Below are 23,004 nucleotides of genomic sequence, written 5' to 3'. Positions count from 1 at the left end.
CTTCTATGAATCTTTATTTTGATTGTATGGTACGGGTACATCAGCTTCTTTTTTACCTGGCAGAATCGCATTTAATAGCACACCGATAATCGCTGCTAATGCCATTCCTTCAACACTCAATGATTCTGAGATAACAAACTTGGCACCGCCAATGCCAATGACTAAAATCACTGAAGCAATCACTAGGTTACGACTGTTACCAAAATCAATATGATTATCTACTAGCATACGTAAGCCACTTGCTGCGATAATTCCGAAGAGTAGGATGGAAACGCCACCTAGTACTGCGGTTGGAATCGTTGCGATTACTGCCATTGCTTTCCCGAAGAATGATAGTAAGATGGCAACCACTGCTGCACCTGCAATAACGTAGATACTGTATACTCGAGTAATGGCTAGTACACCAATATTTTCACCGTACGTTGTTTTCGGAGGACCGCCGATTAAAGCACTGACAAATGTTCCGAGCCCGTCACCTAGTAGGGAACGGTGTAAACCCGGTTCTTTAATATAATCTCGATTTACTACTTTTCCTAATACCAGTTGATGACCAATATGTTCAGAAATTGTTACGATCACGATTGGTACCATGATAAGAAGGATTTTTGTTGTTATTTCAAATTCATAATGCACACCTGGTATTAAGAAATCAGGCATGGCGAAGAATTTTGCTTTGGCAATTGGTGTATAGTCTACTATGTCGATCATCATGGAGTAAATATACCCTACAATTAAGCCAATCAAAATTGGCATAGTACTTAAAATTCCTTTAAAGAAAATCGTAAAGATGATAGCTGTAAAGACTGTAACTAAAGCTGCTGAGAAGTGTAAAAAGCTATACTCCCCATTGACGTTCATCGCCATATTCACAGCCGTACCAGATAGTCCAAGTCCAATAACCATGATTACTGGTCCTACCACGATTGGCGGCAAAATTTTCATAATCCACTTATAACCACTTTTCCAAATGATTAAGGATACAATTCCGTACGTAATGCCGACTGCCATTGCACCAATCATGGCATTGCCTGGGTTTACACTTGAGCCGTTTTCATTTAGTCCACCAGCAGCAAGTAAGATTGGTGCAATAAAGGCAAAGGAGGATCCTAAATAAGCTGGTACCTGAAATTTCGTAATTAGTAGGAAGAATAATGTAGCAATTCCGCTCGTTAAAAGGGCAATCGCTGGGCTAAGGCCTACTAACTGCGGCACTAAAATCGTTGATCCAAACATCGCAAACATATGCTGGAAACTTAATGTCACTAGCTGAAGCGGGGTCGGTTTATCCTTAATATCTAAAACTGCATTTGACATACTGTTTCCTCACTTTATTGTTCGTCTTCTTTGTAAATAATGACGCAATCTTCTCCGTCTACTTCTTGTAAATTAACTACGATGCGCTCAGATCCAGAAGTTGGAACGTTTTTCCCTACATAGTCTGCTCTAATTGGTAACTCTCGATGTCCTCTATCCACTAGAACGGCTAGTTGAATTTGTCCTGGTCTTCCTAGATCCATCACTGCATCTAGAGCTGCACGTACTGTTCGTCCTGTATAAAGTACATCATCCACTAAGATGATCTTTTGATTTTTCACTTGATACTCGATATCAACTTGTTCTACATGTGCTTGTTCATTTTCATGTTTTGTTGTTAAATCATCTCGGTAAAGTGTAATATCAAGTTCCCCTGTACGAATCGGTTTACCTTCAATTTTTTCAATTCGCTGTGCCAAACGTCTGGCTAGAAAGGCACCTCGTGTTTTAATGCCAACTAAAATACATTCATCGATTCCTTTATTACGTTCTATAATTTCATGGGCAATACGTGTTAATGCTCGTGTCATTGATGGGCCATCTAATAATTCATTTTGTGCCATATTCGTATCCTCCTCTCTTCAATCTATTGTCGGCCATGTGTCCATAAAAAAACCTCTCGAGGCGAATAGCCTGAGAGGGTTGTATACGTGTCGAAAAAGCATGTTGGAAAAATTTGCAGCACAAATTTTCACAACACTATCACATGTCCCTTCTCAGCCTCTCTGGACTGCTATTAAAGGTGAATATTTAGTTATGTTGTTCATTCACTGTCGTTAGTATAGACTTTCTTTTCGTATACGTCAATGCCTATTTCGTAAATCATTTAATAACTGTTCATAATCAGCAGGAAGTGGTGTTTCAAACTCCAAATATTCTCCAGATGAAGGATGATCGAATCCTAAAGTCGCTGCATGTAAAACTTGTCCACCAAAGTCGATTGTCTTTTTCGGACCATATTTTGGATCTCCAACAAGTGGGAAACCAATATAATTCATATGCACACGAATTTGGTGTGTACGTCCTGTTTCTAAACGACATTCCACAAGTGTGTAGTCACCAAAACGTTCAATTACTTGGAAGTGTGTAACAGCATGTTTACCCTTATCAACGACTGCCTGTTTTTGTCGATCTTTTTGATCACGTCCAATTGGCGCATCAATTGTTCCCTTATCATGTGCAATATGCCCGTGGACAAGGGCAATATATTTACGAGTAACCGTTTTATTAACTAACTGATTGACTAATGATTCATGGGCCGTATCGTTTTTAGCAACCATTAATAAGCCTGATGTATCTTTATCGATACGATGAACGATACCAGGTCGTAGCACACCATTAATCCCTGATAAATCTTGACAATGATACATTAATCCATTTACCAGTGTACCTCCCATATGGCCCGGTGCTGGATGTACCACCATACCCTTAGGTTTGTTCACAACAAGGACATCAGCATCCTCATACACGATATCTAAATCTAGGTTTTCTGCGACTACATCCAATTCTTCAACTTCTGGTACATCGATAGCAATGACGTCACCAGCTTTAACCTTATATTTCGCTTTCACAGCATCACCATTTACTTTGATGACTCCCTCACTAATCCAGTTCCCAACTTGCGTGCGGGACCACTCTGATTGTAAGCTTGAAAGTGCCTTATCAATACGCTCTCCTTGCTGCTGTTCTTCGATTGTATATGTTACTTGCGTCATTGTTTCACCTGTTTCTTCTCTTTTTTATCTTCCATAATTAAGCCAATCATCAGCACGACAACTGCTATTGTTAATGCAGCATCTGCGACATTAAAAATAGGGAAATCATAATTAATAATTGGAATTAAAACATCTACAAAATCGACCACTTCTCCTCTAAATAGACGGTCAATAAAGTTTCCTACTGCACCACCAAGCAAGAGCATTAAGCCCACTTGAAAAACAGGCTTTCCTTTTGCTTCTTTATGATAGAAATAGACAATCGCACAGATAACAGCAACTGTCACAATACTAAACAACCACATTTGCCCCTCTAGCATTCCCCATGCTGCCCCTCTATTTCGATGAGACAAGATACCAAACCATGGGTCCCATACAGCAATGCGTTCAGCATATTCCATATTTTTCACAATTAGCCATTTTGTCCATTGGTCCAATAAAACGACAAAAGCAGCTAATCCATAATATTTATACACAGACATTCCTCCGTTCACTCAACATCTTACCTATTCTACCATAACAGCACCATTCACAATAACTAATATCATATCAAAATATGGCGGATATCCAATCTCTTTGCGGGAATATAAAAAAGCTATTCCTATTACGTTTAAGCAATAGAAATAGCTATAAGTTATTGGGTTATACGGTTTCAGATTCCTTTGAATGCACTCGCTTCATGAAGTCATTGACATCAGCAGGAACTTTACGATCTAGTAATGACACGATAATAACAGATAAGAAGCCAACAGGCACCGTCACAATACCTGGAATTTTAAACTGTAAGAAGCTTGGTAACGTTCCTGGTAAAAAGATCATCCACATAGATACGCCAAGTCCAATTAGTAATCCTGCAATAGCCCCCTTTTCTGTCATGCCTCTCCACCAAATACCTAATATAAATATTGGCGTGAATGTACTTGCTGCCACAGTAAAGGCGAGCGCCACTAAATGACCAATGGATGCATCCTTTACAAGTAATCCCAATGCCCCATATAAAATACCTAATAATACAATGGCCACTTTCCCTGCAATAACACGTTGTTTTTGTGTAATATCCTTTTTCATGATGTTGGCATATAAATCATGAGCTAGTGCGCCTGAGCTTGTAATAAACAGTCCTGAAAGATTGGAGAAAATAGCTGCAAATGCTCCTGCTATGACTAATCCAAGTAGCCATTTGCCACCTAGTGCAAGGGCTGTAGTAGGAATCACCATATTATTTCCACCTAGCACTAAATCGCGCATAACTTCCTCACTAGCTGTTCCAGAAATGAAAATAGATCGACCTACAACACCTAAATAAACAGCTAATAGGAAGAACGCACTTGCAATCCCAATGGCCATGAGTGCAGATTTACGGGCTGCTTTAGCACTCGGATTTGTATAAAATCGTAATAAGATATGAGGAAGTCCAATTGTTCCTAGCGCTAACCCAATTGTCATACTAATTGTTTGCCAGAATGTTGGGAAATAGAAGCCTGTGCCTGTCCAAGCAGCACCATCAAAGTTTATATCATTGCCATCTAAGGCATACGGTGAAGTGCCTGTGATTGGACCACTAAATGAATGGATGGCTGCTAAAATTTTATCGTAATGTAAACCACCATAAACCGCTGCAATTAACATCACGATAAACGCACCAAGACGAATCCATAACTCTAATGCTTGGTTGATGGTTGTCCCTTTCATACCACCAATTCCTACATAAAAAATCATAACAACACAAGTAAAAATAATGCCAAATTCATAAGAAGTACCAAAAAACATACTTAAAATTTGTGCAGCACCTAATAATTGGGGAGCTGCATAAAAGCCGGAAATAGCTAAAACCACCGCCACCGCTACAAGCCGTGCTCGTTTACTGTGAAAACGATAGCCTAAAAAATCTGCAACGGTAAATGCACCAAAACGTCTTAAAGGACCCGCCACAAAAATCGCTAATAATGTTAACCCAATGGAGAAGCAAAAAGCATAATAAGCACCATCATATCCAAGTTGAAATGTTAAACCTGCGATGCCCAGGAATGTTGCTGCACTTAAGTAATCCCCACCAATGGCAGAACCATTTGTAAACCATCCGAAGCTTCTGCCACCTACAAAGAAATCCGATGCGGTTGCATTTCTTTTTGTTAAATACGTAATGTATACAATCGTTCCCATCAAAGCAATGGTCATTAACATCTTTGGTTCTAATAGAGCTTCCATCATTCAACATTTCCCCCTTTATTCCAACTACTTATTTGCTATATCGTATTTTTTTAGTCGTTTCTCGTACATAGCAGTGTGAACATATGCAATAATAAATGCCATAGCCATCATCACAATTGTTGTCACAAACCATGTGACTGTCATACCACCCCAGATCCTCTTGAATGCAAATGCTGGCGCAAACCAATTCATAATAGGGATACTAAAAATCACAATAAAGTAAAATATCGATAAACCTAAACCTGTTTTAAATTCATCTTTCATAATTTTGTTTGTTGTTGCATCTAAAGGTGGTAGATCTTTCACATCAACTGTTCCTGCTTCTACATAGTCATAATCATGACTGCCTACTTCCGCCATAAGCCAACTCCCCCTTTTCGTATCAGTAAATAATTGTCTGAAATTTCAAATTATTATTCACTACAATTATTCTATTCTATTTCAACTTCAATATAGATATAAAATTTTGCTGTATTAGTACAAAAAATTGCTATTTTAAGTTAAAATATTTTTATCTTTTTATTCGTAGGAGGCTGGTAGCATTTTAAAGGTGGTATGGTATATGGAAAGCTCATTTGACAAGCAGCAAATGAGTGAATGGTTAAAAGAGGTTTTACCAAACGCTTTAGAGGAATGTAAAATGCCTAAGCCAGAAGATGAGGTCATTATTGTCTATGAAGTAAACCGGTTATTTGATTGGGTAAAAATTAATCGCTTAAAAAGAAACTATCCTAATAGTATAATTGTCCCGTTTGTTACAGAACACCTCACCTACTCGACTGGTATAGCAATTGAATTAGTTTTACCTGCACTTCTCATAAAACCATTACAAAAATCAAAATTTTTACGAATCGTAAAAAAACTGTACACATCCTATCAGGAAAAAAAAGCAAGTACACTCACAATGCTTGAGCTATCACAACAAGTATCCCAACAACATACCTCTCCGTTCAGGGAAGCATTTTTAAAACGTCTGATCCGTGGAGAAATTGACGATGAACAAGAAATTATACAATCCGCATCATTTTTATCGACAAGCTGTATTCCTAATATTGTATTTTTAATTCAGGGCTATATTGATGGAGATGATAAGAGGGCTATCCCACATGATGCGAGTAGTAGTATTACAACCGTTTTTCGCCAATACTTTGCTGACAAGGCCCCATTATCCTTTTTACATTTTGAACGCTATTTACTACTTCTTATGCGAATTCCGTCTGAGTACAACTCTTTTAAACATTGGGCAGAGGGTGAAGCCTGTCTATTAGAGGTGATCGAGACACTAAAAAAGGACCACTCTATTCATCTATTTATGGGGATTGGTGGTGTATTTCAGGATGCTATGCATGTGAAGGAATCCTATAGTCAGGCTAGAAAAGCACGTAGAAAACCACCTATCCATAACATTCACATCAGGTATTACGAAGATTTAACAAAGCATGAGCAGCTTCAAAAAGCTATTCAGTATATTGAAGAACATTATGACGAACAGCTGACCATACGTGATGTTGCAAAATATATTAGCTTTAGCCCAACTCATTTTAGTAGACTATTTAAAAAAGAAACGGGTCGCAATTTCGTTGACTATGTTGCTTATACGCGCATTATCAAAACCTTACCTTTTTTACGCAAGTACGACTACACCGTAGAAAAAATCTCCTCCACCTGTGGCTTTAATACACCAAATTACTATAGTTTAACCTTTAAAAAATATGTAGGAATCTCTCCAACAGACTACCGCAATACGACAGAAATTTTATTTAAATAATCTAGAAAGAATCTGCAAAAACCTCATGAAAAAAAGCAAGCCCCCATCAAGGAGACTTGCTTATCATCTACATGAGAATGCAGATTCTTATTTTTCATAGCATTACACGTAATATTTTTCTACAACTTCTGCACAGCGAGCGCATACTGTAGGTTGTGCCTCATTTGCACCAACTGTTTCAGAAATTGACCAGCAACGCTCACATTTCTCACCTGTCGCCTTCTCAACAGCAATGGAAACATGCTCAAGTGCTAAAGCTTCAGCAGGCGCCTCTTCAATGGCAGCTACCTCGAAAGCTGAAACGATGGAAAGTTGTGCAAAGTCAATGTTGGCATCGTTCAATAATGCGACAATGTCCTCTTTTGCATAGACAGTCACTTTTGCTTCAAGTGATTTACCAATTGTTTTCGCATTACGTGCTTCCTCTAATGCTTTTAAAATATCATCGCGTACATCAATGATTTTTTCCCATTTTGTACGTAGGCTGTCAAAATTCGCTTGAACATCTACCTCTGGGAAGTCCGTTAATTGAACAGAAGCCTCTTCTACAATACCTTGAGCATTTAGGTAAGACCACATTTCATCTGTTGTATGTGGGATAATTGGTGTCATGATTTTAACCAATGTCATTAATGTATCATAAATAACTGTTTGCATCGCACGACGATCTTTATTGTCATGACCCTCAATATAGACAACGTCTTTTGCAATATCCAAATAGAATGAAGATAACTCTACAGCAACAAAATTATTGACTACATGATAGACAGCAGCAAAATCATAGCGATCATATGCAGCACGTACAGTTTTTAAGACATCTTGTAAGCGCATATACACATATTGATCCATTTCACGAAGCTCTGTATAAGCTACACGATCTTTCTTAGGATCGAAATCAGCAATATTACCATGTAAGAAACGGAATGTATTACGAATTTTACGATACACTTCAGATACTTGCTTTAACATATCCATAGAAATGCGCACATCTGCTGTATAGTCAACAGAGGCAACCCATAAACGAAGAATGTCTGCGCCATACTGATCCATTACTTTTTGTGGGATAATTACATTCCCTAAAGATTTACTCATTTTACGTCCTTCACCATCAAGAACGAAACCATGTGTTAAAAGTCCTTTATATGGTGCATAGCCGTTAATCGCTACAGATGTAATAAGAGATGAATTAAACCAACCACGGTGTTGGTCAGAGCCCTCTAAATAGAGATCAGCTGGATATTTCATGCCACGTTCTACGAGTACACCTTGGTGTGATGAACCTGAATCGAACCATACGTCCATAATATCATTTTCTTTTGTGAATTCGCCGTTCGGGCTTCCTGGATGTGTAAAGCCTTCTGGCAATAATTCGTTTGCTGTTTTTTGGAACCAAATATTTGATCCATGCTCACGGAATAATGCTGAGACATGACTAATTGTTTCAGGTGTAATAATTGGTTCACCATTTTCAGCATAGAAAATCGGAATCGGCACACCCCAAGCACGTTGACGTGAAATTACCCAGTCTCCACGATCACGAATCATATTATAAAGACGCGTTTCTCCCCAAGCTGGTGTAAATGCTGTTGCTTTTACAGCCTCTAATAACTCTCCACGGAATGCTTCAACGGATGCAAACCATTGAGGTGTTGCACGATAAATAACAGGCTTTTTCGTACGCCAGTCATGTGGGTATGAGTGCGTAAAGAAATCAAGCTTTTCTAACGCTTCTACTTCTTTTAGTTTTTCTGTTACTAGTTTGTTCGCATCATTATAAAACACGCCTTCAAAGCCTGGTGCTTCATCTGAATAACAGCCACTATTATCAAGAGGGCTAAGAATACCTAAACCATACTGTTTACCAATATGATAATCGTCTTCCCCGTGTCCTGGTGCTGTATGAACACAACCAGTACCCGCTTCAGCTGTTACGTGTTCGCCTACCATAATAAGAGATTCACGATCATAGAATGGATGCTGTGCTACAATACGATCTAGTGCCTCACCTTTTACTTCCTGTACAACCTCATAGTCTTCCCATCCAAGCGTATTTGCCACTGACTCTAATAATTCTTTGGCGATGATGAATTTTTTATTAGCCACCGCAACTACGACATAGACAAAATCAGGATTCAAAGAAATCCCTAAGTTTGCTGGTAATGTCCAAGGTGTTGTTGTCCAAATAATAAATTTTGCGTCTGCTGGTACAACACCTTTTGCATCCTTAATAGCAAAGCTTACATAAATGGACGGTGATTTGATGTCCTTATATTCAATTTCAGCTTCCGCTAGAGCAGATTCAGAAGATGGTGACCAATAAACTGGTTTTAATCCTTTATAGATATAACCTTTTTCGGCCATTTTACCAAATACTTCAATTTGACGTGCTTCAAACTCAGGCTTCAACGTAATATAAGGATTTTCCCAATCCCCACGAATGCCTAATCGACGGAATTGTGTACGTTGATTGTCAATTTGCTCATACGCATACTCTTCACAAAGTTGGCGGAATGCTGCTACTGACATTTCTTTACGCTTTACACCTTTGTTCGTCAATGCTTGCTCAATTGGTAAACCATGTGTATCCCAACCTGGAATATAATTCACATGGTAGCCAGTCATGGAACGATGACGTGTAATCATATCCTTCAATACTTTATTTAAAGCATGGCCGATGTGGATATCACCATTGGCATATGGAGGGCCATCATGTAGAACAAATTCTGGGCGATCTTCCGTACGCTCCATTTGTAATTTGTTAATATCCATAGCATTCCATTTTTCTTGCATTTTTGGCTCATTTGCCGGTAAGTTTCCACGCATTGGGAAATCTGTTTTTGGCATTAATAAAGTATCTTTGTATTCAACCATTAAAATTCCTCCTTTATTTTACATAAACAGGTAGACATTTTTCTCATACGACAGTTATTGGCAAACTTATCTAAAACGATTCGGGAACAAACAAAAAAAGCCCTCAATCCCACTAAGGGACGAGAAGCTTCTACTCGCGGTACCACCCTACTTGTAGCACAAAAAAATTGCACTACCTCTTAAAAGCACGTTTAACGTCGTGCATCACGAAATAACCTACTTTTTTCAGTTATTTAGCTCAGAAGTGATGTTCAATGCTAGTTGTATGTTTGGGCTCTCACTGTCCCCAAATCGCTTAACAACGCCTAACAAATACTGTCTTCGTCTCTGCTTTTATGCATATCTGTTCAAAATAATTACTATTACAAAGTATATGAAATTCAAACAATCGCGTCAAGTTTCATTTGTCAATTGCAACAATTAAAAAGAAAAGTTAAATATCTTCAGAATCCTGTGCTTCCTCAACAGATGCTTGAATTTCTGTTAAATCAATATCATATTGTAGCAAATGATCCCAGTCATCTGCATTAAGTAAATCAAGCTGTGCTTCTACAAGCATCTTGAAACGATTACGGAATACCTTAGATTGCTTTTTAAGCTCATCAATTTCAATCGTCACCTTACGAGCCTTCGTCAAAGCTTCATTGACAATTCGATCAGCATTTTTTTCAGCTTCTTTTACAATGAGCTTCGCCTCTTTTTGAGAGTTTCTTCGCACTTCATCAGCCGCTTCTTGTGCAACGACAATAGACTTCTGCAAAGTTTCTTCTAAGGAGTTAAAATGTCTCGCTTGTTCTAAGGCCATCTCTAATTGTTTATCAACTTCTTTTTTTTCACGAAGCAGAATTTCATAGTCTTTAATAATCTGATCTAAAAATTCATTTACTTCATCTTCAGCATAGCCTCTGAAGGCTTTTGTAAACTCCTTATTATGTATATCAATAGGTGATAATGGCATACAATCCTTCTCTCCTTTACATGTACATTCGTAATTCCTATTATACAATTGTTCCGACAACTTAGCAGTAAAAATTAATGAAATTTACTTCACTTTCAGCTTTTTTGGGCCAATCGACCGACTTGTAGACGGATTTTATCTTTTTTTGTTCGGCCTTCAGTCATAATAATTTTCACACGACCACTTCCTCGTATCGATAAAATATCTCCCTCTTGTAATTCAAAAGCAACTGTGTCTCGTTCTGTCCAATTAACACGTACTTTTTTCCCAGTAATGAAAGCTTGAGCTTTTTGGCGTGATACATTTAAGACAGTCGCAATAATTACATCTAAACGCATCGAAGATACCGTATGAGATTCCTCCAACCATTCTTCCTCATTTACAATAAGGGAATCCGCTTCTTTTAAAGACTCAATATGCACCTTTACTTTACCAATACCCGTTAAATGTAAACGAACATATTCTGCTACCTCCTGAGCTACAATGAATTGCACCTGATAATCATTAACTCGAATATCACCAAATTTACCACGGTTTAAACCTAATGATAGCAATGCACCTAAAACATCAGGATGTCGTAATTGAACAAATTTCACAGGATATTGAATCGTAAATGCCACCAACTGAAAGTCTTCTTCTGTCGCTTCGTAGTAAGTAGGAAAAATGAGCATACGCTGCCTTTCTGCTCCATCAAATAAACCTGTGCATGCCGTTTTCAGCGTATCATCCTGCCCGATAATAGATGTCACAATAAAACGTTGTCTTGGATCAAGAAAATCTGTCAGTTTAGGCGCATAACGATCTTCCACCTCACGCTGCCAACTTATTACCTGTTCAATAAAGGGTTGTTCTTCTTTTCGAAAATGCTGGATTAAGTGTTCCATCTTGTTGTCTCCTCTTTCACTAGTTCCGTTTTGCTTTGTTAGTTGGAAACTTAGTATTCCCAATTAATGACGTTTGGACATCATTGTTTTAAAAATTTTTTATTAGTCGCTTTAGTAGCGGAGTAATTCTTTTTTACTTGATGCTTCATGCTGCATCAAAATAAATAAAAAATCCCCACTAAAACGTGAGGATTTACTTCTAAGCGAACATAAAATATATTTTCTGAATGACTATATAAAGCCCTCTTTCTATAAAATTCAGCATAAAGATGGCCACAATTGGAGAAATATCAATCATACCAAGCGGCGGAATAAACTTCCTGAAAATCCCTAAATATGGCTCACATACTTTTTCAAGCATTCGACCAATGGCTGAATTTTGAGCGGCAGGCACCCAAGACATTAAGATATATGCAATTAGCATAAATGAATAAATCTTAAATGCTAATGATACATAACTAAGTATTAAAAGAAAAGTCATATAAACTACAATCCTCGCTATTAATTATCGTCTAAAATAAAGTTTGTAATTTCACCAGTCACTTCTACATTATCTGGCGTACACAGGAAAATATCCTTACCGATACGTTGAATATCCCCAGCAAGAGCATAGACTGTGCCACTTAAAAAATCAATAATGCGTTTACCTTGCTCTCGTTCAATACGTTGTAAATTAACGATTGTTGCACGCTTATTTTTTAAATGCTCTGCGATATCCTGTGCTTCTGCATAAACTCTGGGTTCTATTAAAACAACTTTTGCTCCCTTAGAACTCATAGCTGCCTGCAAACTGACAATGTTATTAGGAGTTGCTGAACTTTGTGGCACAATTTCATGAATAGGTGCTTTACGTTCTTTCATCATTTTTTTAGGCTTTACTGAATGAATCGGTTGCTGTTGTTGTATGGGTTGTTGTTGCTGAATAGGAGCTTGCGTGATTTCTTCTTCTAATTCTTCTTCAAGGTAAAAGAAGTTTTTAATCTTATTTTTCATGCTCATCCTGTTCCCCTCTTTCATTTCCAACAAGAGCCGTTCCGACTCGAACAAAAGTAGCCCCTTCCTCTACCGCAATTTCAAAGTCATTAGACATGCCCATTGATAACTCGGTACAAGGTGCGTGTGCGAATCCTTGCTCGGCTATTTGCTGTTGACATTGTTTTAATTGCTTGAAAACAGAGCGAATGATTGCTTCGTTTTCGGTGTTTGGTGCCATTGTCATTAAACCTACAACATGAATCTTTGTAAAACCTTTTAAGGCTTCTACAAAAGGCAAAACTTCTTCGATAGTTAAACCATGTTTTGAATCTTCGCCAGAAACATTTACTTGTACAAAACATTTAACAGGTTGATCTGCTCTTTTTTCAATTTCTTCTGCCAAACTCAAACGATCTAAGGAGTGTAGATAATCAATGCTGTTAATCACTTGTTTTACTTTACGTGTTTGAAGCGACCCAATATAATGCCAGTGTACATCAGCATGAATCTCAGTAATTTTACGATGTAAACCTTCTGGTCTATTTTCACCTAAATGAGTGAGTCCTGCTTCAATTGCTTCTTGCGTTCTTTCAACAGAAACTTCCTTCGTCACCGCAATTATTTGGACTTTATCGCCCTCACGATTCCCTTTTTTTTCTGCTGCTGTTATTAAATCATTTAGTTTGTTTAAATTTGTTAAGATTTTTGTCACTGTTTTTCCCAACTTTACAACAATAGTTTCTTTTATTGTAACAAGCAATGCTTGATTTATCAATGAATAGCCTGACCTATGTCAGCATACAATCCTCACAATTTTATTGACCATATGTTTTAGGAAAGTGCTTTGACTAAAATGACATCCTTGCCAACGACAAGCACATCCTTCATATAGACTTTTCTCACAGACTCTTCGCCTTTAAAAAAACCAAGATATTTGCGAGGCTCTGCAATCAAAAATGCTGTCACATAGCCCGTTTCTTTTGATACTTCGGCATCTATCACAAAGCCTATAAATCGTCCATTTCCTGCTTCAATGACTTCTTTTTGTTGTAACATCGAAAAACGCAATGACATACCTCCTCTATTGTTTACTTTCGTACATTCATTTCTACCATCAAACTTTGCTGTTACTTTATATTTATGTATCACTTGTTGATTGAATGAAGATAAAATGCGCACCGAATAATACGATGCGCATTTTTTTATTTGTAATCTTTTTGCATTGTTTCAATTGCATTTTTTTCAAGACGTGAAATTTGTGCTTGAGAAATCCCAAGTTCTTTGGCAATTTCAGTTTGGGTCTCTCCATAATAAAATCGTTTGGCAACGATCATTTGCTGACGTTCATCTAGCTTTTGCAAGCTTTCCTTTACCGACACATAGGCAACCCATTGATCCTCAGATACATCATCATCTCGTAATTGGTCCATCATATAAACAGCATCTCCGCCATCTGAATAAATGGGCTCTTGTAATGAAACTGGATCTTGAATGGCATCTAAAGCAAATAAAACATCTTCCTTTTTCATGTCAATCATCTCAGCAATTTCTTCAATCGTTGGTTCACGCAAATTATCGGTTATCCATTGCTCTTTTGCCTGCATTGCCTTATAAGCTATATCTCTTAGAGAGCGAGATACACGCAATGCATGATGATCACGCAGATGGCGACGAATTTCACCAATAATCATTGGTACAGCATATGTCGAAAATCGTACATTATGCTTTAAATCAAAATGATCAATGGCTTTCATGAGGCCAATACAGCCCACTTGAAATAAATCATCTGCCTGTTCACCTCTATAGGCAAATCTACCAACAATACTAAGCACTAACCTTAAATTGCACATGACAAGCTCTTCTCTAATCTCAGTTTCTCCAGCTTGTAACCGGATGAAGAGTTCCTTCATTTCCTCGTGCTTTAGAATTGGCAAAGTCGATGTATCTAAGCCGCAAAGATCTACTTTTGTTCGCATATTCGATTCCTCCGGATGTTATTCTCTGACTAAACCGTGACATCAGTTTGTCCGAGAGAAACAAGAATATGCAAAAAAGCTGCGACCAATTTTAGGTAGGTTAAATTTCCCTTTCTACGAAATTGGCTGATTTAAATTTTCACGTAAATCTTGAATAATTTTCTTTTCTAAACGGGAAATATATGATTGCGATATGCCTAAATGATCTGCCACTTCTTTTTGTGTCATTTCAACTTTTCCATTGAGACCAAAGCGACATTCCATAATATATCGTTCACGCGCACCTAGTAAATTAATAGCATGGAACATGTGCTGACGTTCAATTTTCTTCTCCACATTGTCTAGAATAATATGCTCTTCTGTTCCTAAAATATCTGACAGTAATAATTCATTTCCATCTGCATCAGAGTTTAGTGGCTCATCTAAGGAAACTTCACCCTTCATACGACTTGTTTTTCGTAAATGCATTAAAATTTCATTTTCAATGCAGCGTGATGCGTATGTTGCTAGCTTAATATTTTTATCCGTATTGAACGTCTCAATCGCCTTTATTAAGCCAATGGAGCCAATGCTAATTAAATCTTCAATTGGCGTTCCCGTATTATCAAAACGTCTAGCAATATAAACAACAAGACGTAAATTACGTTCAATTAGTGTGTCTCTAGCTCGTAAATCACCGTTCATAAAGGATGCAATGACTGTAACTTCTTCTTCTCGACTTAATGGCACTGGCAATGAATCATTTCCCCCTATATAGTACGTTTCACGACTCCGAAACTTACTCCATAATTTTTTCAAGCTAGCAAGTAGCCTAAGAAGCAATAGTTCTCCCCCTCTATGAGTTATTTGAAAGCGCTGAAAAATGTAAAATTGCTGCTGTGCTGTGTGGAAAATTTTTAGCTTTTTTGGTTAAAACGATATATTCATTCATTTTCACTTGCGATGGCTCCCCCTTTATATGCCACTCATCAAAGCGAAAACCAAGGACAACGGTTTGCTGTTGTACTGTATTGACATGAATAAATCGTATATAACGCTGATAATCTTCTGAAAACATAGATACATTGTACGGATCTGTTTCTTGCCATTCCATTAATGATTCCCGGAACGCTGAAGGTAAATGTGGCCTCAAAGCAGTATAGGAAACAAAATGAACCGGTTTTCCTGATAATGGCTCAATGGCTTGATTTCCTGTGTCTACAAAGGCAGAAAGTGGTATCTTTGCCCCAAAGATTGTTAAAGTTGTATCAAATACAAATTGACCACTTAAGCGTTCTAACTTTACAAAACCCCATTGCTTATAAAATGCAACAAGATTTAAAACGGCAAGCAAAAAGCAAATCATAATGAAATGGGTGGCAGAAAGATTTTTTAAAAAAGGTTGTAGAGCTGTTAACAATCCGCCAATAACGATCGTTGCTGTTAATACAATCGGTCCTTGCTTCTGAAAGCTTCGAATCTTGAAGTGAAACGCTATACCAATTAACAATATAAAACTAAGAATTGTCGTCCACAGCATTTGACCGCCAATGACAGCTACAAAACTACTACAAATAGAACTCATTAATAATCTTGAATTTTTTACAAGGACTCCTGTTACTCTTGCCGTAAACGTGAGTATCGCTAGATTAAAAAGCGTATTAATGAGCACCAGCCATTCTCCATACATAACAGCCGCCTCCTACTTACAAAGTTAGCACGTTACTCCCACAAATATTGTCAAACAATCGCATCATTTCCTAAAAATGTTTTGACAAAAAACATGGTTTCCTTACACATTTGAACATCATGACAGCCAATATAAAAAGCTCGTATTTTACATATGTAAAATACGAGCTTTTTAGAAGTTAGTTAACCACGATTTTTGCGGTTACGTAAAAATGCAGGAACCTCAAGCATGTCATCCTGTGCATAATTTTGCTGATTTTGACGTGGCTGCTCATGTTGAACATGCATTTCTTGTCGTTGTTCACGAATTGGTGCTTGTTGCTGTGGAGCAGATTGTCTGTTCATGTTAAGTGTCGGTTTTGCTGTAGGGCGTTGTTGCTGTAAAGCTTCCTCTGTGAAGCCTGTCGCAATGACCGTAACAATGATTTCATCTTTAAGATTTTCATTAATGACAGAACCGAAAATCATATTTACCTCTTCATCTGACGCTGAAGCTACGATATCTGCCGCTTCTTGTACTTCAAATAAGCTAAGATTCGAACCACCTGTGATGTTCATAAGAACACCTTTAGCGCCATCAATGGATGATTCAAGCAATGGACTTGAGATAGCTTTCTTCGCCGCTTCAGAAGCTCGGTTTTCGCCTGTTGCGATACCAATTCCCATTAAGGCTGAACCTTTGTTAGACATAATCGTTTTCACGTCTGCAAAGTCTAAGTTAATAAGACCAGGTGTAGCAATTAAATCTGAAATACCTTGTACACCTTGACGTAAAACATTATCGGCTTCTCTAAAGGCTTCTAACATTGGCGTTGATTTATCAACTATTTGTAATAGCTTGTCGTTTGGTATCACAATCAGTGTGTCCACAGATTCTTTCATACCGCCAATTCCACCGATTGCTTGTGTTTGACGCTTACGACCTTCAAAAGTGAATGGACGTGTTACAACACCTACGGTAAGAGCTCCCAATTCACGTGCAATTTGTGCAATCACTGGTGCTGCACCAGTACCCGTTCCACCGCCCATACCAGCAGTCACGAATACCATATCTGCACCTCGTAAAACCTCTTCTAGCTGTTCTCTGCTCTCTTCTGCAGCTTTTTTTCCTACTTCAGGATTTGCACCTGCACCTAATCCACGCGTTAATTTAGCCCCAATTTGTAGCCTCACTTCCGCTTTGGATAAATTTAATGCCTGTGCATCCGTGTTAACCGCGATAAAGTCAACACCTTGTACACCATGTTCTATCATTCGATTGACAGCGTTGTTACCGCCGCCACCAACACCTATGACCTTTATTACTGCAAGTTCATCAACACTTGTATCAAATTCTAACATATCTTTTTCCTCCCACGGTAACTCGACTCTGTATCATTCATTACGCATTCTAGTTAATCAAAAAACTTATCAAATAATTTTTTTGCTCTCCCAATTACGCTTTCTTTTGGTTCTGAAGGTGCAGAATACTCTTGCTTTTTGCTTATAGCTGGTTGAGCCCCTACAACTGCATATTCAACAGGCTGCGTATTCGTACTTTTACCGTAAAAATCATCTTCTAAATAGGCGTAACGAATAAGTCCAACTGCCGTCGCAAATGAAGGCTCTCTAACACCGATATAATCGGGTGTATAGATTCTAACACGCGTTTGTAGAATTTGACGTGCTAATTGGGCAATCCCCTCAAGCTTTGCAACACCACCAGTTAAAACAACTCCACCTGGTAAATCTCTAACACCTAAACGTGCTAATTCATCAATAACTAACTCTAGTAATTCTTCTAATCTAGCACCGATAATCTCCGATATATAGCGTTGGCTGTACTGATCAGTAGAATCTGTACCTACGACAGGCACTTCAAAGAGCTCGTCATCAGAAGCGTCATCATAGAAGGCATGTCCAAACTGGTGTTTAATTTGTTCTGCTTGTTCTGTTGGTGTTTTTAAAACGATTGAAATATCTTTCGTTATATGATCACCACCAACTGGTATGACACCCGTATGCGTTAATAATCCCTCTTCAAATACTGTGATTGTTGTAGATCCGCCACCTAAGTCAATAAAGGCAGTTCCTTGGTTTTTTTCATCTTCTGTTAATGCAAAGTAGCCTGATGCTAATGGTTGCAAATATATTTCTCGTATACTTAAACCCGCTCGCTCGACACAGCGAAGAACATTGTGTAAAAGCGTTTTGGATGTTGTTATCATTGTTGCATCCATTTCTAGACGGATGCCAATCATACCACGAGGATCTTTTATTTCATCAAGGTTGTCTACAATAAACTGTCTTGGAATGATGTTAACTAATTCACGTTCAGGAGGTATTGACATGACTTGTGCAGATTCTACCACTCTGTCTAAATCATCATCTGTAATTTCTCTATTTTCACTATTTACAGCGACAACACCTTTAACTAGCTGTAACATCGTCTGGTTAGCTGGAACGCCTAAAACGACTTCATGGATTTGATAACCTGTCATACGTTCAGCCTGTTCTATTGCTTTTCGAATAGATTGTACTGTTGCATCAATATCAACAATTGCACCTTTTCGAACTCCATTCGACTTTACATTTCCGACGCCAATTACATGTAATTGCCCGTCACTCATTTCACCTATTAATACCTTGACAGAGGAGGACCCAATATCAAGGGAAATGTATAAATCTTGATGATTCAATTCGCTGCACCTCCTTGAAAAATGCTCTTGTTTTCATTCTATTGTAAATTTGGCATAATGTCTAAGCAAATCGAGTATTTTGGTCAATTTTTCTCTCATTCTATGGAAGTTTTTTTTCGCTTGTGACGTTTCTCATCTAACCGAGTTAGTAATATCCGCCTAATTATTGCTATATTTTGGAATAAACGTACTCCAAAAGCGAAAATGGCTGCTAAATACAAATCTATCCCCAAATTCACTCCTATAAAAGCTAATCCTGCTGCTAGAACTATATTAAAAAAGAATCCTGATACAAAAACTTTATCATCGTAAACTTGCTGTAATTGAGCACGAATACCTCCAAATAATGTATCTAAAGCTGCTAAAACAGCTATTGACAGATAATTTTCATACATAGAGGGGATTTGTATATTTGTTAACAAGCCAAGGGCAAGTCCAAATATCAAACCTAAAAATGGTAGCCACATATATTAATCTCCTTTTTTTACCTCTGCTAAATAATCATTTGTCAACGGCTGATCAAATGCTGGAATTAGTAACTGTTCATTTGGTTCTTCAATTACTAAATTAAAATTGTCTAAATAAAATGAGTCTATAAATGTTGAGGCCTGCAATGAATTATACATTTTTTGTGCTGCTTTATAATTGCTTGTCCCAACAAATAGCTCAAAAGAAGGTGAAGACAGTGGTATACTGTTTACTGTTGTCTTACCATTTATATCCCGTATGGCAGTCGTTTGTACTACGCGATTACCATCGATTGCGACACTAGTAGCATCGTTCTTAAAAAGGGTATTTAATAATTGAGTTAACAAATCGGGTGAAATTTCTTTAATTTCATAGCCCATTTCAATCAGTTCAGGTGCAGGTTCAACACGAAGTACGACACCTGGTCCAATAACTTCTGTTAATCCTGCTTGCAACTTTAAACGATTTAATGTTTCATTTAAGGCTGCTTGCTGATTTACTTTTTCAGATTGCTCATAGCGATCCACTACTTCATGAAGTGAGCGAATTTCTGCCAGTAATGCGGAATGTCTTTGCTTTTCTTGTGCTAATTCCTCTCTTATTGCCCAAATATCTCGTGTATCTCGCTCAGCTGGTTTTTGTATGGTATTGTATTGTACCGCTATCATCAAACCGATAATAAATAGCACGATCGTTATTCGGGTGTACATATTTCTTTTCAAAATAGCCCCTCCTAGACGTATCGTATGCCCCTCAGAATACGATTTTAAATTGTAATATATATCTACAATCGACTATGTAACTGGAGGCTAAATTAGACTTTAAACTTGAATTATAGAGCTTGTCCTTAACTTTCTACTTTTACTTTTGGCATTGAAAGCTTTTGATTTTCTTCTAATGACACCACAATATTGTCATTTAATAACTGATCCACTACACCTCCGTTTAAATTTAAAGAAGCCATTAATGTTTCTGAATCACCAACTGCTTCTATCACAAACGGAGCTGGATGTTGTGTGCCATCAATGGTTATCACAGGTCCATTACAGCGGATATAAGAACTAGCCATCACACGTTGTCCATTAATGGCGATAGCTTGTGCACCTGAAATTTTCAGTTCATTTAACAATTTAAAAACATGACTTTCATGGACAATATAGTCATTTGGATTCAAGGATTTTGGATCATAGTCCCCATCCTGGAGGGTGATGCGTATCCCTTTCCCCTCACTCTTTAGTTCACCAAGCAATAGCCGTAAATCTTCTGCTTGCTCAACAAGCTGCTTATAGTCTTTCTCGTTTGAAGCAAAGGATTTTTCATACTTTCGAATCTGTTCTTGTAAATTATTTAGTTCTTCTGTGAGTTCTTTATTGCGCTCTTGTTGTGTGATTAGCTCCTCACGATAAGAATCTTCTTGCTCAAAAAGCTCAGAATCAATAGTACCTGCTTCTCGATTGTCTTTCGCCTGGTTGTATGAATAGCCGATGATAAATCCTGTTGTTACACAAACAATTAGTAATTCAAATTGTTTTCTAGTAAAAAAACTCCCTTTGCTATTCTTCTTCTTGTTGTTCATCGTCCGTCACTTCCTGGTTAACCAATTCCCCATCTGCATTCGCTTCCATGTCAATACTCATCTTGTTGTATTCCTCGTTAAAAGGACGATAGTATGAACCGACCTCTAAATCAATCACACCTTTTTCTAAGTTGGCAATTTGAGCGACAATAGAGGGGTAGTAATTTAACTTTTGCGCTAGAGTCTGAATAACAGCACGAACTTCATAGCCATCATTCATATAAAGCTTGACTGCATTGGGATTCGCCTCATTACTATTCGTGTTAACCTGGGAAATTAAAGCTAATACTTCTGGCTTTAGTTGTGCTAGCTGTTCAACAAGCTTATTAATGGTCTTTTCACCAGTTATCCCGATAAAAACAGGTGCATCAATGGGCGTATCATTTCCTGTTTGTTCAAAGCGCTTGCCGTTTTCTAGCAAAGGATAATAAGTGCCGTCCCCAGCTAAGTACGCAACTTTTTTCCATTCTTTAACATCAATCGTTACGCCTTGTAACCAGTTACGTTTAACATGTGCTTCTTTAACCCATTTATCCTTTAATAAAATCCGCTCAATATCTTCCACTTTGAAACTCCACATTGATTTACCTGGTGCAAGAGTACTTGCCTCCACATAATACTGGTCATTCGCTAGCTTTGCGCCATTGACTGTGATCTTATTGATGTTACTGTATGGAGATTGGAAATAAAGGAGTACTGCTAACACAATAAAGAAAAGTAATATTAGCACTATAAATTTCCGGTTTGTACGCTTTTTTCGTCGCTTTTTTAGCGTAGGTATACGATCTTCTATATCAATTACTTTCTCCAAAAAAGTACTCCTCCTTTATATTTATTTCGCTAATTGATAAATAATACCTATTATTAACCACATTGTTACTAAAGATGTTCCACCGTAGCTAATAAATGGTAATGTGACACCCGTTACTGGCACTAAACCTATTACTACGGCTATATTTAGAAAAGCTTGCACCATGAGCATTGTGACAAGCCCGATAATCGCATAATAGGACGTTCGGTTTTTAGCCTGTACAGCAAATCTATAGCCTGCATAGATCGTTAGTACAAAAAGCGCTAAAATAAAGAGGCCACCAATCAATCCGACTTCTTCTAAAATAATGGCGTAAATAAAATCATTTTGAGGCTCTGGTAAATACAAAAACTTTTGTCGGCTTTGTCCAAAGCCATGTCCAAAAATCCCTGCTGGACCGATTGCCATTAAAGATTGCACCGCTTGGAACCCACTAACCAAGGGATCAGCCCATGGATCAAGAAATGCTTCTATACGCTTTAGACGATATGGTGCTGTCGCAATGAGACCTACCAACCCAGCAACCCCTGCTAGCATAATCATGGCGTATAGTTTTAGAGGATAACCAGCGACAAAAAATAATAAAAACACAGATACAACAAGAATAAATACTGAGCCAAAATCCGGCTGCAACATGATGAGAACTACAGGTAATAACAGGATGAACCCATGTCGCCAGTTAACAACTGGCTTGCCTGTCTTATGTTGTGCTAATATGTGGCTCAAGTACACAATGACGGTAATTTTCGTTAGTTCTGCTGGCTGAATTGTTAATGGACCTACACCAATCCAGCTTTGGGAACCATTTCGCACGAGTCCTATACCAGGAATCAGTACAAGAACGAGTAAAATTAACGAAAATATATAGGCCATTTTCCAAAAGGACTGCTCTCTCAAAATATTTAATCGAATCGTGATTAAAAATACGCCAATGGCTACAACAAAGTATATGCTTTGCTTCATATAAAACGGCATTTTTCCACTATAATGAACGGCACTCCAATAGGTACCTGCAGAATAGACGAAAATAATGCCGATTATTGATAGCATCAAAGTTGTGACGAGCAATAAGTAGCTTTCTTTACCTCTCAGTAATGCCATCCTTCCAAGTCAAGTATATTCTAAAATAGT

Annotated in this window: 24 protein-coding genes and 1 other annotated feature; of the genes, 1 reads left to right on the top strand and 23 read right to left on the bottom strand. The window is 37.8% G+C overall.

The window, feature by feature from the left end; translation table 11 throughout:
- Positions 1-3 precede the first annotated feature (3 nt).
- The 6 genes from ACEVFT_RS07670 to ACEVFT_RS07645 form a co-directional block, all read right to left on the bottom strand.
- Complete coding sequence (locus tag ACEVFT_RS07670) at positions 4-1,314, bottom strand: uracil-xanthine permease family protein (protein WP_205441871.1); 1,311 nt, start codon at positions 1,312-1,314, stop codon at positions 4-6.
- A gap of 14 nt (positions 1,315-1,328) precedes the next feature.
- Positions 1,329-1,877, bottom strand: coding sequence for a bifunctional pyr operon transcriptional regulator/uracil phosphoribosyltransferase PyrR (gene pyrR, locus ACEVFT_RS07665; protein ID WP_205441869.1), 549 nt, complete (start codon positions 1,875-1,877; stop codon positions 1,329-1,331).
- A 240-nt stretch (positions 1,878-2,117) separates the two neighbouring features.
- On the bottom strand, positions 2,118-3,029 hold the full coding sequence (locus ACEVFT_RS07660) for an RluA family pseudouridine synthase (protein WP_205441867.1): 912 nt from the start codon (positions 3,027-3,029) through the stop codon (positions 2,118-2,120).
- Positions 3,026-3,505 (bottom strand): signal peptidase II, encoded by a 480-nt coding sequence (gene lspA, locus ACEVFT_RS07655; RefSeq protein ID WP_004227346.1) that lies wholly within the window; start codon positions 3,503-3,505, stop codon positions 3,026-3,028. The genes ACEVFT_RS07660 and lspA overlap by 4 nt, the downstream gene beginning before the upstream one ends.
- Before the next feature lie 166 nt (positions 3,506-3,671).
- A complete protein-coding gene (locus ACEVFT_RS07650; RefSeq protein WP_205441865.1) occupies positions 3,672-5,240 on the bottom strand; it encodes a sodium/solute symporter in 1,569 nt (522 codons plus the stop codon).
- 24 nt (positions 5,241-5,264) lie between these two features.
- On the bottom strand, positions 5,265-5,600 hold the full coding sequence (locus ACEVFT_RS07645; RefSeq protein WP_205441863.1) for a DUF485 domain-containing protein: 336 nt from the start codon (positions 5,598-5,600) through the stop codon (positions 5,265-5,267).
- Positions 5,601-5,802: 202 nt separating this feature from the next.
- Between ACEVFT_RS07645 and ACEVFT_RS07640 the strand changes: the two genes are divergently transcribed.
- Positions 5,803-7,008 (top strand): helix-turn-helix domain-containing protein, encoded by a 1,206-nt coding sequence (locus tag ACEVFT_RS07640; RefSeq protein ID WP_205441861.1) that lies wholly within the window; start codon positions 5,803-5,805, stop codon positions 7,006-7,008.
- 102 nt (positions 7,009-7,110) lie between these two features.
- Here the strand turns inward: ACEVFT_RS07640 and ileS are convergent, their stop codons facing one another.
- The 17 genes from ileS to ftsW form a co-directional block, all read right to left on the bottom strand.
- Positions 7,111-9,879, bottom strand: coding sequence for an isoleucine--tRNA ligase (gene ileS / locus ACEVFT_RS07635; RefSeq protein ID WP_393949106.1), 2,769 nt, complete (start codon positions 9,877-9,879; stop codon positions 7,111-7,113).
- A 112-nt stretch (positions 9,880-9,991) separates the two neighbouring features.
- Positions 9,992-10,216: a binding site (T-box leader), on the bottom strand.
- Positions 10,217-10,312: 96 nt separating this feature from the next.
- Positions 10,313-10,837 (bottom strand): DivIVA domain-containing protein, encoded by a 525-nt coding sequence (locus ACEVFT_RS07630; RefSeq protein ID WP_131521621.1) that lies wholly within the window; start codon positions 10,835-10,837, stop codon positions 10,313-10,315.
- Between the two features lie 95 nt (positions 10,838-10,932).
- On the bottom strand, positions 10,933-11,721 hold the full coding sequence (locus ACEVFT_RS07625) for a YlmH family RNA-binding protein (protein WP_342442655.1): 789 nt from the start codon (positions 11,719-11,721) through the stop codon (positions 10,933-10,935).
- A 199-nt stretch (positions 11,722-11,920) separates the two neighbouring features.
- A complete protein-coding gene (locus tag ACEVFT_RS07620; protein ID WP_205441848.1) occupies positions 11,921-12,202 on the bottom strand; it encodes a YggT family protein in 282 nt (93 codons plus the stop codon).
- Positions 12,203-12,222: 20 nt separating this feature from the next.
- Positions 12,223-12,720 (bottom strand): cell division protein SepF, encoded by a 498-nt coding sequence (locus tag ACEVFT_RS07615; RefSeq protein WP_205441846.1) that lies wholly within the window; start codon positions 12,718-12,720, stop codon positions 12,223-12,225.
- Positions 12,704-13,408 (bottom strand): YggS family pyridoxal phosphate-dependent enzyme, encoded by a 705-nt coding sequence (locus tag ACEVFT_RS07610; protein ID WP_393949104.1) that lies wholly within the window; start codon positions 13,406-13,408, stop codon positions 12,704-12,706. The genes ACEVFT_RS07615 and ACEVFT_RS07610 overlap by 17 nt, the downstream gene beginning before the upstream one ends.
- 119 nt (positions 13,409-13,527) lie before the next feature.
- Positions 13,528-13,770, bottom strand: coding sequence for a PRC-barrel domain-containing protein (locus tag ACEVFT_RS07605; protein ID WP_225340754.1), 243 nt, complete (start codon positions 13,768-13,770; stop codon positions 13,528-13,530).
- Positions 13,771-13,898: 128 nt separating this feature from the next.
- Entirely contained in the window at positions 13,899-14,672 is a 774-nt protein-coding gene (sigG, locus tag ACEVFT_RS07600; protein ID WP_004227313.1) for an RNA polymerase sporulation sigma factor SigG, read from the bottom strand.
- Between the two features lie 114 nt (positions 14,673-14,786).
- Positions 14,787-15,494: an RNA polymerase sporulation sigma factor SigE gene (gene sigE, locus ACEVFT_RS07595; protein ID WP_009373518.1), complete on the bottom strand. Its 708-nt coding sequence runs from the start codon at positions 15,492-15,494 to the stop codon at positions 14,787-14,789.
- Between the two features lie 13 nt (positions 15,495-15,507).
- Positions 15,508-16,341, bottom strand: a complete 834-nt coding sequence (locus ACEVFT_RS07590; RefSeq protein ID WP_342442653.1) for a sigma-E processing peptidase SpoIIGA — start codon at positions 16,339-16,341, stop codon at positions 15,508-15,510.
- 182 nt (positions 16,342-16,523) lie between these two features.
- Positions 16,524-17,681, bottom strand: coding sequence for a cell division protein FtsZ (ftsZ, locus tag ACEVFT_RS07585; RefSeq protein WP_205441840.1), 1,158 nt, complete (start codon positions 17,679-17,681; stop codon positions 16,524-16,526).
- A 53-nt stretch (positions 17,682-17,734) separates the two neighbouring features.
- Positions 17,735-19,018 carry a cell division protein FtsA gene (ftsA, locus tag ACEVFT_RS07580; RefSeq protein ID WP_205441838.1) on the bottom strand — a complete coding sequence of 428 codons (1,284 nt, stop codon included), beginning with the start codon at positions 19,016-19,018 and terminating at the stop codon, positions 17,735-17,737.
- 95 nt (positions 19,019-19,113) lie between these two features.
- On the bottom strand, positions 19,114-19,485 hold the full coding sequence (locus tag ACEVFT_RS07575) for a small basic family protein (RefSeq protein ID WP_004224852.1): 372 nt from the start codon (positions 19,483-19,485) through the stop codon (positions 19,114-19,116).
- 3 nt (positions 19,486-19,488) lie between these two features.
- On the bottom strand, positions 19,489-20,208 hold the full coding sequence (locus ACEVFT_RS07570; protein ID WP_243456034.1) for a DUF881 domain-containing protein: 720 nt from the start codon (positions 20,206-20,208) through the stop codon (positions 19,489-19,491).
- Positions 20,209-20,333: 125 nt separating this feature from the next.
- Positions 20,334-21,062: a DUF881 domain-containing protein gene (locus tag ACEVFT_RS07565; RefSeq protein ID WP_342442651.1), complete on the bottom strand. Its 729-nt coding sequence runs from the start codon at positions 21,060-21,062 to the stop codon at positions 20,334-20,336.
- Positions 21,040-21,873: a cell division protein FtsQ/DivIB gene (locus ACEVFT_RS07560; protein ID WP_393949100.1), complete on the bottom strand. Its 834-nt coding sequence runs from the start codon at positions 21,871-21,873 to the stop codon at positions 21,040-21,042. The genes ACEVFT_RS07565 and ACEVFT_RS07560 overlap by 23 nt, the downstream gene beginning before the upstream one ends.
- 21 nt (positions 21,874-21,894) lie before the next feature.
- The gene (gene ftsW / locus ACEVFT_RS07555) at positions 21,895-22,974 is read right to left on the bottom strand and encodes a putative lipid II flippase FtsW (protein ID WP_393949099.1); all 1,080 of its coding nucleotides are present in this window, start codon (positions 22,972-22,974) and stop codon (positions 21,895-21,897) included.
- Positions 22,975-23,004: the final 30 nt, after the last annotated feature.

This window comes from Lysinibacillus sp. PWR01 (assembly GCF_043359455.1).
Taxonomy (GTDB): Bacteria; Bacillota; Bacilli; order Bacillales_A; family Planococcaceae; genus Lysinibacillus; species Lysinibacillus fusiformis_F.
The sequence above is the reverse complement of the archived record's forward strand: the minus strand, read 5'-3'. Positions and strand labels throughout refer to the sequence as shown.

What these genes read in the sequence shown, in the direction of transcription:
- ACEVFT_RS07625 (WP_342442655.1), bottom strand. Translation starts at nt 11,721, where the DNA reads ATGGAACACTTAATCCAGCATTTTCGAAAAGAAGAACAACCCTTTATT.
- ACEVFT_RS07645 (WP_205441863.1), bottom strand. Translation starts at nt 5,600, where the DNA reads ATGGCGGAAGTAGGCAGTCATGATTATGACTATGTAGAAGCAGGAACA.
- ACEVFT_RS07620 (WP_205441848.1), bottom strand. Translation starts at nt 12,202, where the DNA reads ATGACTTTTCTTTTAATACTTAGTTATGTATCATTAGCATTTAAGATT.
- ftsW (WP_393949099.1), bottom strand. Translation starts at nt 22,974, where the DNA reads ATGGCATTACTGAGAGGTAAAGAAAGCTACTTATTGCTCGTCACAACT.
- ACEVFT_RS07615 (WP_205441846.1), bottom strand. Translation starts at nt 12,720, where the DNA reads ATGAGCATGAAAAATAAGATTAAAAACTTCTTTTACCTTGAAGAAGAA.
- ACEVFT_RS07660 (WP_205441867.1), bottom strand. Translation starts at nt 3,029, where the DNA reads ATGACGCAAGTAACATATACAATCGAAGAACAGCAGCAAGGAGAGCGT.
- ACEVFT_RS07670 (WP_205441871.1), bottom strand. Translation starts at nt 1,314, where the DNA reads ATGTCAAATGCAGTTTTAGATATTAAGGATAAACCGACCCCGCTTCAG.
- ileS (WP_393949106.1), bottom strand. Translation starts at nt 9,879, where the DNA reads ATGGTTGAATACAAAGATACTTTATTAATGCCAAAAACAGATTTCCCA.
- ACEVFT_RS07590 (WP_342442653.1), bottom strand. Translation starts at nt 16,341, where the DNA reads ATGTATGGAGAATGGCTGGTGCTCATTAATACGCTTTTTAATCTAGCG.
- ftsZ (WP_205441840.1), bottom strand. Translation starts at nt 17,681, where the DNA reads ATGTTAGAATTTGATACAAGTGTTGATGAACTTGCAGTAATAAAGGTC.
- ACEVFT_RS07605 (WP_225340754.1), bottom strand. Translation starts at nt 13,770, where the DNA reads ATGTCATTGCGTTTTTCGATGTTACAACAAAAAGAAGTCATTGAAGCA.
- ACEVFT_RS07630 (WP_131521621.1), bottom strand. Translation starts at nt 10,837, where the DNA reads ATGCCATTATCACCTATTGATATACATAATAAGGAGTTTACAAAAGCC.
- ACEVFT_RS07650 (WP_205441865.1), bottom strand. Translation starts at nt 5,240, where the DNA reads ATGATGGAAGCTCTATTAGAACCAAAGATGTTAATGACCATTGCTTTG.
- ACEVFT_RS07565 (WP_342442651.1), bottom strand. Translation starts at nt 21,062, where the DNA reads ATGAACAACAAGAAGAAGAATAGCAAAGGGAGTTTTTTTACTAGAAAA.
- ACEVFT_RS07575 (WP_004224852.1), bottom strand. Translation starts at nt 19,485, where the DNA reads ATGTGGCTACCATTTTTAGGTTTGATATTTGGACTTGCCCTTGGCTTG.
- pyrR (WP_205441869.1), bottom strand. Translation starts at nt 1,877, where the DNA reads ATGGCACAAAATGAATTATTAGATGGCCCATCAATGACACGAGCATTA.
- ACEVFT_RS07640 (WP_205441861.1), top strand. Translation starts at nt 5,803, where the DNA reads ATGGAAAGCTCATTTGACAAGCAGCAAATGAGTGAATGGTTAAAAGAG.
- sigG (WP_004227313.1), bottom strand. Translation starts at nt 14,672, where the DNA reads ATGCGAACAAAAGTAGATCTTTGCGGCTTAGATACATCGACTTTGCCA.